Annotated in this window: 9 protein-coding genes; 4 read left to right on the top strand and 5 right to left on the bottom strand. The window is 35.9% G+C overall.

Annotated features, from left to right (window positions below):
- Nucleotides 1-12: 12 nt before the first annotated feature.
- Entirely contained in the window at nucleotides 13-624 is a 612-nt protein-coding gene (locus AC06G9_RS04050; RefSeq protein WP_045753175.1) for an OmpH/Skp family outer membrane protein, read from the bottom strand.
- 190 nt (nucleotides 625-814) lie between these two features.
- Here AC06G9_RS04050 and gyrB point away from each other — a divergent pair, with 190 nt between their 5' ends.
- The 4 genes from gyrB to AC06G9_RS04070 all read left to right on the top strand — a co-directional run bounded on the left by gyrB (nucleotide 815) and on the right by AC06G9_RS04070 (nucleotide 9308).
- The gene (gene gyrB / locus AC06G9_RS04055; protein ID WP_045753176.1) at nucleotides 815-2773 is read left to right on the top strand and encodes a DNA topoisomerase (ATP-hydrolyzing) subunit B; all 1959 of its coding nucleotides are present in this window, start codon (nucleotides 815-817) and stop codon (nucleotides 2771-2773) included.
- Nucleotides 2774-3277: 504 nt separating this feature from the next.
- Nucleotides 3278-5326 (top strand): ComEA family DNA-binding protein, encoded by a 2049-nt coding sequence (locus tag AC06G9_RS04060; RefSeq protein ID WP_248754691.1) that lies wholly within the window; start codon nucleotides 3278-3280, stop codon nucleotides 5324-5326.
- The gene (locus AC06G9_RS04065) at nucleotides 5326-7410 is read left to right on the top strand and encodes a ComEC/Rec2 family competence protein (protein WP_346574554.1); all 2085 of its coding nucleotides are present in this window, start codon (nucleotides 5326-5328) and stop codon (nucleotides 7408-7410) included. Before AC06G9_RS04060 ends, AC06G9_RS04065 begins: the two co-directional genes overlap by 1 nt.
- Entirely contained in the window at nucleotides 7407-9308 is a 1902-nt protein-coding gene (locus tag AC06G9_RS04070; RefSeq protein ID WP_480957553.1) for a RecQ family ATP-dependent DNA helicase, read from the top strand. Before AC06G9_RS04065 ends, AC06G9_RS04070 begins: the two co-directional genes overlap by 4 nt.
- 166 nt (nucleotides 9309-9474) lie before the next feature.
- On the opposite strand, the gene AC06G9_RS04075 is transcribed toward AC06G9_RS04070, so the two are convergent.
- The 4 genes from AC06G9_RS04075 to AC06G9_RS04090 all read right to left on the bottom strand — a co-directional run bounded on the left by AC06G9_RS04075 (nucleotide 9475) and on the right by AC06G9_RS04090 (nucleotide 14148).
- Nucleotides 9475-10308: a sulfurtransferase gene (locus tag AC06G9_RS04075; RefSeq protein WP_480957554.1), complete on the bottom strand. Its 834-nt coding sequence runs from the start codon at nucleotides 10306-10308 to the stop codon at nucleotides 9475-9477.
- 104 nt (nucleotides 10309-10412) lie between these two features.
- Nucleotides 10413-12347 (bottom strand): 30S ribosomal protein S1, encoded by a 1935-nt coding sequence (gene rpsA, locus AC06G9_RS04080; protein ID WP_293924529.1) that lies wholly within the window; start codon nucleotides 12345-12347, stop codon nucleotides 10413-10415.
- Nucleotides 12348-12766: 419 nt separating this feature from the next.
- On the bottom strand, nucleotides 12767-13738 hold the full coding sequence (locus tag AC06G9_RS04085) for a YihY/virulence factor BrkB family protein (RefSeq protein ID WP_248754687.1): 972 nt from the start codon (nucleotides 13736-13738) through the stop codon (nucleotides 12767-12769).
- A gap of 2 nt (nucleotides 13739-13740) precedes the next feature.
- Nucleotides 13741-14148, bottom strand: a complete 408-nt coding sequence (locus tag AC06G9_RS04090; RefSeq protein WP_248754686.1) for an acyl-CoA thioesterase — start codon at nucleotides 14146-14148, stop codon at nucleotides 13741-13743.

A 14148-nucleotide genomic window follows, 5' to 3' on the forward strand; every position in this document is an offset into this window, starting at 1 on the left:
ATTTTAGAAATGTTATTTCTTTTCTTTTTTATATTCTTCATTTAATTGTTTCACCACTTCATTGGTAATTTCCAATTTTGAATCTGCATACAATACTGTTGGATTTGTTTTTGAATATGTCAACACCAGTGTGTAACCATTATCACTAGCGTGTTTTTTTAAGAATTCAGTAATTTTGTTATATACATTGTTGAATTCAGCAGATTCGTCTTGCGCTAATGAAGAGGATGCGTTTTGATCTAAACGGCTTAATTCATCTTGCTTACGTGCTAATTTTTCTTCTGTAGCTTGTCTTTCAGCTGCACTCAAATTAGGAGCTTTTTGTTGGTAATCTGCTACTTCACGTTGGAAGGCTTGGCTTTTACCTTGCAAGTCGGCTTGTGCTTTTTTAACTTTAGCTTCTAATTTACTTCTGATATCTTTGAAGTACTCATATTTTTGAGATAGAGAATCTGAATTGATGTATACGATTTTCTCAACTTTTGTTGAGGTCTCTTTTGTTGATGTAGAGTCCTTAGAAGATGTCGGACCTGTTGTTTTTGATTCTTGAGAACAAGATACTGCAGCAACCGAAATTGCTAGTCCCAAGGTTACTTTTGATAAAGTTGAAAATATATTACTCATTGTTTATTTGATTACACGTTTTAATAAGAACAAACCTACTATAAAAAAATTACATTTCGGATTTTCGAATGCTAAAATATAAAATAATTATGGAATTATAGCGTATTAAATTGCTTGTGATCACATCTCGTTTACTTGTTAAAGTGGTTAAAATTTCGTATTTTTGATTACAAGTATTTAATTAGTTTCAATGAGCGAAGAAAACAAAAATGCATCATCCTATTCAGCTGATAATATCCAAGTTTTAGAGGGATTAGAGGCTGTACGTAAACGCCCTTCCATGTATATTGGAGACACCGGGGTTAAAGGTTTGCACCATTTGGTATATGAGGTAGTCGATAACTCTATCGATGAAGCCGTTGCAGGTTATTGTACAGATATTTTTGTCACTATCCATAAAGACAATTCTATTTCCGTCAAGGATAACGGACGTGGTATTCCAACTGGTATCAATAAGAAGGAGAATAAATCGGCACTGGAGATTGTAATGACTGTATTACATGCTGGTGGTAAATTTGATAAGGATACGTATAAGGTATCAGGTGGTCTTCACGGTGTGGGGGTTTCCTGTGTGAATGCCTTATCTATTCATTTGTCAGCAGTTGTTCACCGTGATGGTAAAGTTTTTCAGCAAGAGTATGAGAAAGGTAAGCCATTATATACGGTTAAGGAGATTGGAGATTCTGATCTAAACGGTACTATTGTTACGTTTACTCCAGACAGTGAAATTTTCACAACGACTACGGTCTATAACTATGATACATTGGCGAGCCGTCTTCGTGAGTTATCTTTCTTAAATAAAGGGATCAAGTTGTCCTTGACAGATGAAAGGGAGACTTTGGAAGATGGTACTTTACGTCAAGATGTGTTTTTATCTGAAGGTGGATTACAAGAGTTTGTTCAGTTTTTAGATAGTAACCGTCATCCGATTATTCCACATCCGATTTATGTCGAAGGCATCAAACAAGGGATTCCAGTTGAATTGGCTTTACAATATAACGAGACCTACACAGAGAATGTGCATTCATATGTGAATAACATTAACACAATCGAAGGTGGTTCTCATGTTGCGGGTTTCCGCCGTGGTTTGACACGTACTTTAAAAGCATATGCTGATCGTTCTGGATTATTGAAAAATTTGAAAGTCGAAATTACGGGTGATGATTTTCGTGAGGGATTGACAGCTGTTATTTCTGTAAAAGTCGCCGAGCCTCAGTTTGAAGGACAAACAAAGACTAAATTAGGGAACTCAGAAGTAATGGGTGCTGTTGATGTTGCTGTAGGGGAGATTTTAAATATATATTTGGAAGAAAATCCTAGAGAGGCTAAAGCAATCGTTCAAAAAGTCGTTATTGCAGCTCAAGCTCGTGCAGCAGCTCGTAAGGCTCGTGATCTTGTACAAAGAAAAACAGTAATGGGCGGCTCTGGTTTACCTGGTAAGCTAGCAGATTGTCAAGATAACGATCCTACAAAATGTGAGATTTACTTTGTCGAGGGAGATTCAGCGGGTGGTACTGCTAAGTCTGGTCGTGACCGTAAGTATCAAGCGATCATGCCTCTTCGTGGTAAGATCCTGAATGTTGAAAAAGCAATGGAACATAAGATCTATGAAAACGAAGAGATCAAAAATATGTTTACTGCTCTAGGTGTCAGCTTAGGTACTCCAGATGATCCTAAAGCGCTGAATCTAGAAAAATTGCGTTACCATCGTATTATTATCATGACCGATGCGGATGTCGATGGTTCTCACATTACTACGCTTATTCTAACGTTCTATTTCAGATATATGAAAGAACTGATCGAGAAAGGATATATTTATATTGCGACTCCGCCTTTATATTTAGTTAAGAAGGGTAAAGATCATCAATATGCTTGGAATGAAGATCAACGCTTGAATGCTATTCAACAGTTGAAAGGTGGTGGTAAGGAAGATAGTGTGCATGTACAACGTTATAAAGGTCTTGGTGAAATGAATGCAGAGCAACTGTGGGATACAACAATGAATCCTGATACTCGTACATTGCGTCAAGTTACAATTGAAAATGCTGCTGAGTGTGATCGTATATTTTCGATGTTAATGGGTGACGAGGTTGCTCCTCGTCGCGAATTTATCGAACGTAATTCACGTTATGCTAAAATAGATATCTAAAATTTAAGATTAAGATTTTATAAAGGTCTAACTGCTTCGGTAGTTAGACCTTTTTTTGTTATAAATTGACTACATCTCTTGTGTAATTAAAATAATAACCGTAAATTAAATATTTTATTAGTTTTTCTTGATATTTAAATTGACTTTTTATACATTCAAGACTACTGGTAAGCCTAATTAAATCGTTTAAGAAAGGAAACTAGAACCTTTATGTCGAGAACCAATTATTCATTATTTAACCTAATATGGTTTATTAAATGAATAATTAAGCCCTATTATACTTGCTAATGCTGCGTCTGTTATTGCTGATCCTGAGGTGATAGTTATTCCAACATTTTAAAATGTGCATATGTTATTTTAATTATAACGTATATCTCTAATTTTTTTCGATTGCTTTTTACAAAGCTTTCGGGAAATAATGTTGAATCCATGATGCCAATTTAACATATGGAGCATCATCTATTTTCAATATTTCTAATGAGTAACTACGTATAGCAAAAGCCTATGAAATTAAAACTCTACTTATTATCTTGGATTTTCCTGCTGGACCCATCCTATATCTTTGCTCAAGAAAATCCTGAATTGACCTTAGACCAATTATTTGAACAGCTTTTGGAAGAATTGGATCAAGACGTAGATGCAAGTGAAATATCTGAGCGTTGGTCCCATTATATCAAGCATCCGATCAACCTGAACACAACTGATGGTGATGAGTTGCAGGACTTATTATTTCTGAGTATGCTTCAAATTGAGAATTTGTTGGCACATCGAAAGGAATCTGGCGATTTTATTTCGGTGCAAGAGCTGCAAAGTATTGCTGGTTTTGATGTTCGAACGGTTCAAAATTTACTTCCATTTGTTACTGTTTCGAATACGATCCACTATCGGGACTTTACATTGAAAAATTTAGTGACAAAAGCTGAACAGGAAGTGATGTTGCGCTATGGTCGTTTACTGCATCAAGCTAAAGGTTATCAGATCAGGGATACGACTCGGTCTCGTTACCTAGGAGATCCCAATAGATACTTGATACGGTATCGTTTTAATTATAATAATAAGATTCGATTGTCCATCAATATGGATAAAGATGCTGGAGAACCTTTTTTTAGGGATAAACAGCGTTATGGTTTTGATTTTTACTCGGCAAGTTTGTCTATTCGTGATCTTGGTAAAGTAAAGCAGGTGGTAATTGGCGATTTTGCTTTGCAAATAGGCCAGGGTTTGACGATGTGGAATGGTTTAAGTTTTGGTAAGGGTAGCATGATTGAAAGTGCGGCTAGACAGGGTGCTGGATTGAGATCATATACTTCACTGAATGAGGCTAATTTCTTAAGAGGGATATCGGGTACTATAGCTATTGGTCGGTTTGAACTTACACCTTATATTTCTTATAGGCTCATTGATGGAAATGTGAAAGTGATTAATGATGAAAGAGCAATAACTACATTGGCAATTTCAGGTCTTCATCGAACTCCTACTGAACAAGGGTATAGAAAGGCTATTGGGCAGCTGGTGTACGGGAATAATATCATGTATAGCAAAAATAGATTGAAAATTGGGGGCAATTTTGTCGCGACTCATCTTGATGGAAGCAAATTGCTTGGGAAAAGACCTGAAAATAAGTACGACTTTGAGGGAAATTTACTGCGAAATGCAAGTGTCTATTATAATTATACGTTTCGTAATTCTTATTTTTTTGGTGAGCTTGCAACTAGTCTCGATAGTGGATATGCTTGGTTAGCAGGTGCGATCACTGGCATATCTCCTCAGTTTTCTACTGTGTTGTTATACCGGGATTATCAGAAGAATTACCACAGTTTTTTTGCGCAATCAATGGGTGAAACGAAGGGTGCGCGCAATGAAAAGGGACTCTATACAGGATTGGTCTACCATCCTTCTCGAAAAGTTCAGTGGACTACTTATGTTGACATTTTTAAATTTCCATGGCTTCGTTATCGTGTATCGGAACCTTCTTCGGGGTATGATGTCTTATCTCAATTTTCTTATATCTGGTATAAAAGAGGACATTTATCTTTACGTGTACGCTATCGTGTCAAGGAAGAAAATGCTGAAAGTACCAACGATGCTGCTACTGGATTAGCAGAGGTAAGCAAAGCTCAATTAAGATTGGAATATAGGTATAAACTGAGTAACGTTTGGAGTATCCGTAGTCGTGGAGAGGGAACCCAATACCAGAAGGGGCTGGGGGACAAACAATATGGCTGGATGGTCTATCAGGATTTGTTTTTTAGTCCGGATCAAAGTAAAATGACAACGAATTTACGTATTGCTTATTTTCATACGGATAGTTATAATACACGGATATATGCTTATGAGAATGATGTTTTATATGCTTCTTCATTTCCATTATACTATCAAAAAGGTTGGCGCTTTTATAACAATGTGCGATATAGGATAGGTCAAGGTATTGATGTATGGGCCAAAGTATCGGCATTTTATTATCCTGGATTAGCAAGTATAGGATCAGGTTTAGATGTGATCCAAGGTAATCTGAAATCAGAAATTAAATTGCAGTTAAGATTCCAATTCTGATGAGAACTAATTTTTATGAACAGATGAAGAAAGTTCCTTTTCTTAAATTTCTGTTTTTTTACGGTTTAGGTATATGGATAGCGAATGCTAGTAGAGCTGACGATAGTCGTTTTATTATGGTTCAAATATCACTTGTTATTAGTGTTATCATTCATTTTATCTTCTTTTTTCAACGTTCGAGATTGGGTGTTTTATTTATGATCAATGGTTATTTCATGTTATCTGTATTTGGAATGTGGAATATTTGGAGGACATACGCTGATATTGATCGTGCTCATTTTTACGGGAAGGCAAGTGAACAGTTGGTCGGGATTGTGGATGATGAGCCTATTGTGAAAAATGGTATAGTCAGATTTCCTGTTAAAGTGCTAGCACAGCAGATCGGAGTATCTTTTAGAAAAGCTACGGGTAAACTTATGATGACTATCGTATTGGATAGTACTACATCGATTGGTTATGGTGATGAGCTCATGTTTGTCAATAAGATACAACAAATACCTACATCTTATAATCCGCTTGAATTTGACTATAAGAATTATCTGATGCATCAAGGTATCCATGCTCATATCTTCTTGAATGCTCATGAATATAAGATTATTAATCATAATAAAGGATGGCATATAAAGGCTTTGGCACTTCAGATAAGGCAAAATTTAGTTGATAAATTTAAAAAGTATGTGGCAGATGAGGAATCTTTTCAAATTGCTGTAGCACTTATCGTCGGATATAGGACGATGATGTCTTCTGAGGTTATACAGACATTTAGCAATACTGGGACTATTCATGTGTTGAGTGTTTCGGGTATGCATGTCGGCATTGTGTTCTTGTTTCTGATGTGGATATTAAAGCAATTAAAAGGAAATGATGCTTTTAATGTTTTTAGGCTTGTTTTATTACTGTTATCAATATGGGCTTATACTATTTTAACAGGTATGGCTCCCTCGATTTTAAGGGCTGCGATAATGCTTAGTTTTTTCTTGATTTCTAGATTGATACAGCGGGAAGCTAATATGTTAAATACGATGGCATCATCTGCATTCGTACTGCTTTTATTGGAGCCGAATATGCTATTTGATATCGGGTTTCAGTTATCTTATTGTGCGGTGTTGGGTATTGTTTTACTTTTTCCATTATTTAAATGTCCAATTTTTCTTGATGGCAGTCGCTTTGGACGTATAGGTTGGGATAGTATCATGATTTCATTAAGTGCCCAAATAATGACTGCTCCTTTGGCTCTATATTATTTTGGTCAGTTTCCGAATTACTTTTTGATCGCAAATGTGCTCGTTATCGTCCCTGTTACCATCATCATGTATGTAGGAATAGGAATGCTGTTTAGTCCGTTTGAAATTGTGAATGTTTGGTTAGGAAATATAATGCAATGGTGTATCCAAATGATGTTCGAGATGTTGAAGTTCTTGGATCAATTGCCCTTTGCAACATGGACAGGTCTTATTTTTTCTCCGCTTATGGTTCTGCTCAGTATTGCAGTGGTATTGGTAGGTAGCTATGCATGGTACTGGAGAAATAAATCTGCTTTATATTGCAGCACTATTTTTTTATTTGTTTTAATCATACTATTTAGTTACCAGCAATATGTTCAATTAAATTATAGCGGTTTTCGTATTTATAATACGAGAAAAGAAATCACTCTTGCCTTTATAAATAAGAGTAAGGTTACTTTAATTAGTTCTTTTGATTCCTTAAATTCTAGAAATTTAGTCTATAGTGTCAATCGGGATTTAACGCGATTTTCAAACTGGAAAGATATTGATTTTATTTCATTGGCTTCAAGTGATTCTCTCAGGACAAATTATCTCATTCAGAAATCAAATTTTACCGTTCAAATGCTAGAACATGGATCTCCTGCGGTGCAGCCGACAGATATCTTGGTTGTACGCAAAAATAGTAAATGGAATTTTGTCGATCATATTAAACTTGTTGACCCGAAGCTTGTTTTATTTGATGGTACAAGCAGTGACGCCAATATCAGAATTTGGGAGCATCAACTGGATAGTTTGGGGGTGGCTCATTATAGCATAAAAAATAATTTTGCGTATGTTTGGGATCAGGAGTTATTATGAGTTTAGATAGCATCAGCATTTTAAAACAGTATTGGGGACATGATAGTTTTCGTCCATTACAGGAAGAAATCATTCAATCTGTTCTGGAGAAGAGAGATACGTTGGCACTTTTGCCAACCGGGGGTGGCAAATCAATTTGTTTTCAAATTCCGGCAATGATGCTGCCAGGCATTTGTATAGTTGTAACGCCATTAATCGCTCTGATGAAAGATCAAGTGCAGCATCTTAAAGATATCGGTATCCAAGCGGTTGCGATCTACTCGGGTCTGAAGCCTAGAGAAGTGGATATTATTTTAGATAATTGCATTTTCGGGCAGATCAAATTCCTGTATTTATCTCCGGAGCGTCTCTACAGTGAATTGGTACAGGAACGTATCAAACATATGCCTGTCAATCTTTTTGCCATTGATGAAGCTCATTGTATCTCACAATGGGGGTATGACTTCAGGCCTCCTTACTTGCAACTGGGTAAATTAAAGGAATTACATTCTGATGTACCTTTCCTTGCGTTGACGGCTACGGCAACGACTGCGGTCATCGCAGATATCCAAGATAAACTGCAGTTTAAGCAGAATAATGTATTTGTCAAAAGTTTCTTGCGCGATAATCTAGGTTATATGGCCCTAGAAGAAGAAAATAAAGCTGGACGGATGATCCGAATCATTCAAAAGCTGGGTGGTTCAGGTGTCGTATATGTTCGTAATAGAAGAGAAACACAGGAGGTAGCCCGTTATTTAGTAAATAATGGGATTAGTGCCGATTTTTATCATGCTGGATTATTAGGAAAAGAACGTGATAGCAAGCAAGAGGCTTGGATGCAAAACCGGACTCGTGTCATTGTGGCTACAAATGCTTTCGGGATGGGAATCGATAAACCTGATGTCAGATTTGTTATTCATTTGGATATTCCCGAATCTTTAGAAGCTTACTATCAGGAAGCAGGTCGGGCTGGTCGAGATGGAAAAAAAGCGTTTCCTGTCTTATTGTATCAACAGGGAGATAAGGACCGTCTTTTAAAAAATGTTAAACTTAGTTTTCCTTCTGTCGCTTTTATTCAACAGGTATACCATCATTTATGTAATCATTTTCAAATCCCATATGGAGCGGGTGAGGGGCTTACATTTGATTTTGATGTTGTCGCTTTTATAAAAAAATATAAAATTGAAACAATACCGACTTTGAGTGCGCTCAAATTTTTAGAAAAAGACGGATGGTTAGCGGTATCGGAAGCAGTTTTTATTCCTTCAAGGTTTAAATTTGAAGTCAATCATCAGGAATTATACAAGATCCAAGTACAATACGAGCGGTACGATAAACTTATAAAAGCAATTTTACGATCTTATGGTGGTGTTTTTGATGATTATATTACCATAAATGAATATGAGTTTGCTAAGAAATTAGGGGTATCTTATGAGCAGATTGTCAGCTTAATCCATGCTTTGGTACAAATGGAAATCGCAAGCTATATACCACCTACTGATGCTCCTCAATTATCGTTTTTACAAGATCGTGTCGATTATAAAAATCTATATGTCGATCATGTTTTTATTAGAGAAAGGCAACAGGTCAAAATTACTCAAGTGGAAGCCATGCTCAATTATATTGAGCATTCACCTTGTCGCAGTCAATCACTCCTTCAGTATTTTGGTGAGCAGAATACCTTGTTTTGTCAAGTTTGTGATCTTTGTCTTATTCGGAATCATAAGGTGATGATGCACCGTAATATTAAGCTAGAGATTGAACGTATTTTACTGCGTAAACCACAAACTATTCAAGATCTGATCGGACAAATTTCTATTGGTGATGATGAGATAAAATTAGATGTGGTGAGAAGCTTAATCGACAGCCATAAGATTCGGATAGTTGAGGATCTTTACTTCTGGAATACGAAGATCTAATTTGAAATCTAAATCTATTTAATTTTTCACCTGCTATTTATTAAAATAGCTATGTTGTATAGCCATATTATCCGTTAATCTAAGCGTTTAATTATTTTGCTTTATTTTTTTTTGGATCTAATCATTTCCCGCTCTATTTGTTTTGTGTTTTTGTGGATGTGTAGACCTATTGGGCAATAGGTAAATCAAGATCTTCTTGTCCCCACTCGGACCAAGAACCATCATATACTTTGATGTTTTGATTACCGATTAAATGACTAGCAAAAGCTAATATGGATGCTGTGACTCCAGAACCACAAGAGAAGATTTGTTCATGGGTAGCATTGAATGTTTCAAATAATTTTTTCAATTCCTCTTTTGAACGGTAGTTATTTCCTTCTAGTACTAGATCAAATGAAAGATTAGATGAATATGGAATATGTCCTCTTCTTAATCCTGCTCTTGGTTCAGGGGCTGATGCGGTAAATCTAGCTTGGCTACGAGCATCTATAATACGTGTTCCGCTATTTTGATATTGCGTTAATATATAATCCTTATCTGCATACCATGCTCTATTAAATCGTGCTTCACCGCTGCCTTTAGCTAATGGTTTTATGTATTGATCAGCTATTGGCTCATGTTTTTCTTGCCATGCAGGCAATCCCCCATCTAAAACATAAACTTGTTCAAAACCCATCACTTTGAACATCCACCATGCTCGAGGACTTGAATATACACCCCACCGATCATATAGTATAATGATGCTATTTTGGTTAATACCTAATTCTTGAATGCCTTTTGTAAATACTTCTGTCGAAACGAGTGTATGTGGTAGGGGACTACTGTGATCTGAGAATGTGTTCTCGATATCGAAGAATAGGGAGTTTGGTATCAATGCTAATTGCGCATCTTTTAAGGACTGTCCCACTTTGTCAATCGTGCAGTCTAATAAGATGACATTAGGTTTTTCGTATTCTTTTTGCAGCTGTGCTGTGGTAATGAGGGAAGATGGAAAATACATTTTTTACTAAATTTACGTTAGGTAAATTTAATTATGTTTTTGATATAAACAAAAAAGCCCTAGCAATTTGCTAGGGCTTAATATGATTGAGTTGATGCTAAAAACTATTTACCGTTTTTCTCATCACCTTCCATTTGCTCTTTCAATTGTGCAAGAACGTCTAAGTCACCTAATGTAGATTTCTCAACTGAATCTTTCACTTTTTTAACAGCATTGTTAGCTACTTTAGCTTCTTTTTTACGAGCATTGAATTCTTCAACACGTGCTTCAGCTCTTTCATCTTCCCAAATACGAGAGTGAGAAATTACTAAACGTTTGTTTTCTTTGTTGAATTCAATGATTTTGAATGAAGCAACTTCATCAACTTTAAGTGCAGAATTATCTTCTTTTACAGAGTGTTTAGATGGACAGAATCCTTCAACACCATATTGTAAAGCAACGATATCACCTTTGTCTCCAACTTTCAATACTGTACCTTCATGAACTGAATCAATAGTGAAGATTGTTTCGAAAGTATCCCAAGGGTTCTCTTCTAATTGTTTGTGACCTAAAGATAATTTTCTGTTTTCTTCATCTAATTCTAAAACAACAACATCTAATTTTTCACCAACTTTAGTGAATTCGTTAGGGTGGTTGATTTTTTTAGACCAAGATAAATCAGAGATATGGATCAAACCGTCGATACCTTCTTCTAATTCTACGAACACACCGAAGTTAGTCATGTTTTTAACTACTGCAGTTTGTTTAGAACCAACTGGGTAACGCTCAACGATATTTTTCCAAGGATCTGGAGTCAATTGTTTGATACCTAAGCTCATTTTACGTTCTTCGCGATCTAAAGTTAAGATCTCAGCTTCGATTTCATCGCTTACTTTTAAGAACTCTTGTGGAGAACGTAAGTTTTGAGACCAAGACATTTCAGAAACGTGAATTAAACCTTCAACACCTGGGATGATTTCTAAGAAAGCACCGTAATCAGCAACTGTTACGATTTTACCTTTTACTTTAGAACCAACAGCTAAGTCTTTATCTAAAGATTCCCAAGGATGCTCAGAAAGTTGTTTCAAGCCTAAAGCGATACGTTTTTTCTCATCATCAAAATCTAATACTACCACGTTGATAGTTTGATCTAATGATAATACCTCTTTTGGATGCTCGATACGACCCCATGAAATATCAGTAATGTGAAGTAAACCATCAACACCACCTAAATCGATGAACACACCGAAATCTGTAATATTTTTAACAGTACCTTCTAATACTTGTCCTTTTTCTAATTTAGATACGATTTCAGATTTTTGGTTCTCTAAGTCGTTTTCAATTAAAACTTTGTGTGATACGACAACGTTTTTAAATTCGTGGTTGATTTTAACAACTTTGAATTCCATTGTTTTACCAACGTAAACATCGTAATCACGGATAGGTTTGATATCGATTTGAGATCCTGGTAAGAATGCTTCAACACCTTTGATATCAACAATAAGCCCACCTTTAGTACGGCTTTTAACAAAACCGTTAATGATAGCATCATTTTCCAATGCTTCATTGATAGCTTCCCAAGATTTTTGAGTTTTAGCACGTTTGCGAGATAATACTAATTGTCCATTAGCATCTTCTTGCGACTCTACGAAAACATCAACTACATCGCCAACTGCCAATTCTGGTAAGTCACGGAATTCAGATAATGAAACCAAACCGTCAGATTTGAAACCAACATTCAAGACAACGTCTTTACTGTTGATAGAAACAACAGTACCTTCGATAATTTCACCTTGATTGATTTGGTTGAAAGTACCTGCGTATTGTTCTTCTAATTTAGCGCGCTCAGCCTCGCTGTAATTTCCGAAACCTTTGTCACTAGCATCCCAGTCGAATTCACCTTCTGGAGTGATCCATGTGTTAGATTTGATTTCTTCGATTAGTTTTGAATCAGCCTCTGATTCAATTTTTTCTGTGTCTTTCACCACTCTGGTGTCAGCGCCTTGTAGCTCTGCGTTTTTCGCTGCTAACTCTTTTTCTACTTCTTGTTTTTTTGCCATTAATTATTTTTTCTCCTTTTCCCCACTTTGTAGGGACTGCAAAAATACGAAAAACTTTTATTAACAAGTATTTATATATTATTTTTTTTAAAATGTTATCCACATTACATTTATTCTTGGGTATTATAAATAGATACACCATCAGTTAAGTAGACCACATATCCAGGTATACGTGTTAAAATAGAGGTAATAAAACGATCTATATCATTTAGAGCTCCAATTATTGTGTATTTATAAGTTGTTGTAAAATAGTTATTTATAATTTGTAAGGTTGTGCTATTGTAACAGATGGATGGATCCGTTTCCACATACTTAATGTATCAAATATCATTTAGTAAGCTAATGATAGCGAAAGGATGCTTGTTGTGGATAACCCAATTTTTTTAATCGGACTATGGAGCGGGAAAATGGATAGGAGATTATTGTTCATTAATACCTTTAAATGAATTGTATGATTTTGGTCGTACTATTTTAATGCTTTGTTTGGATAATGCAATTGCAGCATTCAATTCATACCCGATCAGCAATATTAATGTATTGAGGTACATCCAGATCATAATTACAATTAAGGTGCCGATAGAACCGTATAGTTTGTTATATGTACCAAAGTGGTTGATGTAAAATGCAAAACCAGAAAAGGTCAGGATGGCTAATATTGTTGCCAGTGTAGCCCCTGGACTAAACAATTTCCATCTACGGGATGATGTCGGGGCAAATTTATAAAGACAGCTTACGGTAAAGAAATAAATTCCAAATATGATAAGCCATCGTGCTGCTTTGATAACGAATGCCCAGAAGCTTTTGGTGATCGCGATACTGTCTTTTAAATAATTGACAATAATGCCGGCATACGTAAATATGGTCATTCCTACTGTTAGTGCGGTGATGATCAAAAAAGCAAGTCCAAGTGCAATCATTCTACGCTTGATCCATGTTCGTTTTTCCGCCATGAGGGATGCTTTATTGAAAGCCCGCATCATGGATGCCATACCATTGGTCGCAAAATATGTGGCTAATATAAAACCGAAAGATAGGAGACCGCCATTCTGATTCTTGATAATATCTTCTAGTGTTGTTTCGACGACTTCATAGGCATTTCGCGGGATCACAACTTCTAAAAACTCTAAAAGCTGTTCCTGAAAATTGTCTATGGGTATATAAGGAATCAACGTAAAAAGAAAGATAATGCCAGGAAAAATGGCTAACATGAAACTATAAGAAAGGGAAGATGCCTTACTTAAGATTGAATCACGGGATATTTCTTGAAAAAAAAATACAGCTACTGTATATAATGGTAGAGATCCGAATCCAGGTAAAATGACCGCTTTGCTCCATTCAACAACTTGATTGTAAGGTTTTAATTGCAATAAGTAGTGATGAATCTTTGACATGATTAATCAAAATATTTCGACATTTTATCTAAAAAAATGGCGGGTGGCATTGTCGGTTTATTTTTGACGATATCGACAAAAACCAACGTTGTCTCCCCCGTATTTACTAATTCTTGTTTTTCGTTGAATAATTCATATTCAAATATAATTCTTACAGCAGGCTTGATACGGATGGTTGTTTTTATGGTTATCAAATCATCATATCTTGCCGGCTTGATGTATTTGCACTTCATCTCGATGACAGGTAACATCACACCCATATCTTCTAATTCTCGATAAGAAAATCCGGTACTTCTAAGCATTTCAGTGCGTGCTATTTCGTAAAATGCGGCATAATTTCCATAGTACACATATCCCATTTTATCGGTCTCAGCATAGCGTACACGGGTTTGATATTCGAATTGAAACAT

The organism is Sphingobacterium sp. MAE, assembly GCF_056711605.1.

What these genes read in the sequence shown, in the direction of transcription:
- AC06G9_RS04065 (WP_346574554.1), top strand. Translation starts at nt 5,326, where the DNA reads ATGAGAACTAATTTTTATGAACAGATGAAGAAAGTTCCTTTTCTTAAA.
- AC06G9_RS04090 (WP_248754686.1), bottom strand. Translation starts at nt 14,148, where the DNA reads ATGTTTCAATTCGAATATCAAACCCGTGTACGCTATGCTGAGACCGAT.
- gyrB (WP_045753176.1), top strand. Translation starts at nt 815, where the DNA reads ATGAGCGAAGAAAACAAAAATGCATCATCCTATTCAGCTGATAATATC.
- AC06G9_RS04085 (WP_248754687.1), bottom strand. Translation starts at nt 13,738, where the DNA reads ATGTCAAAGATTCATCACTACTTATTGCAATTAAAACCTTACAATCAA.
- rpsA (WP_293924529.1), bottom strand. Translation starts at nt 12,347, where the DNA reads ATGGCAAAAAAACAAGAAGTAGAAAAAGAGTTAGCAGCGAAAAACGCA.
- AC06G9_RS04050 (WP_045753175.1), bottom strand. Translation starts at nt 624, where the DNA reads ATGAGTAATATATTTTCAACTTTATCAAAAGTAACCTTGGGACTAGCA.
- AC06G9_RS04070 (WP_480957553.1), top strand. Translation starts at nt 7,407, where the DNA reads ATGAGTTTAGATAGCATCAGCATTTTAAAACAGTATTGGGGACATGAT.
- AC06G9_RS04075 (WP_480957554.1), bottom strand. Translation starts at nt 10,308, where the DNA reads ATGTATTTTCCATCTTCCCTCATTACCACAGCACAGCTGCAAAAAGAA.
- AC06G9_RS04060 (WP_248754691.1), top strand. Translation starts at nt 3,278, where the DNA reads ATGAAATTAAAACTCTACTTATTATCTTGGATTTTCCTGCTGGACCCA.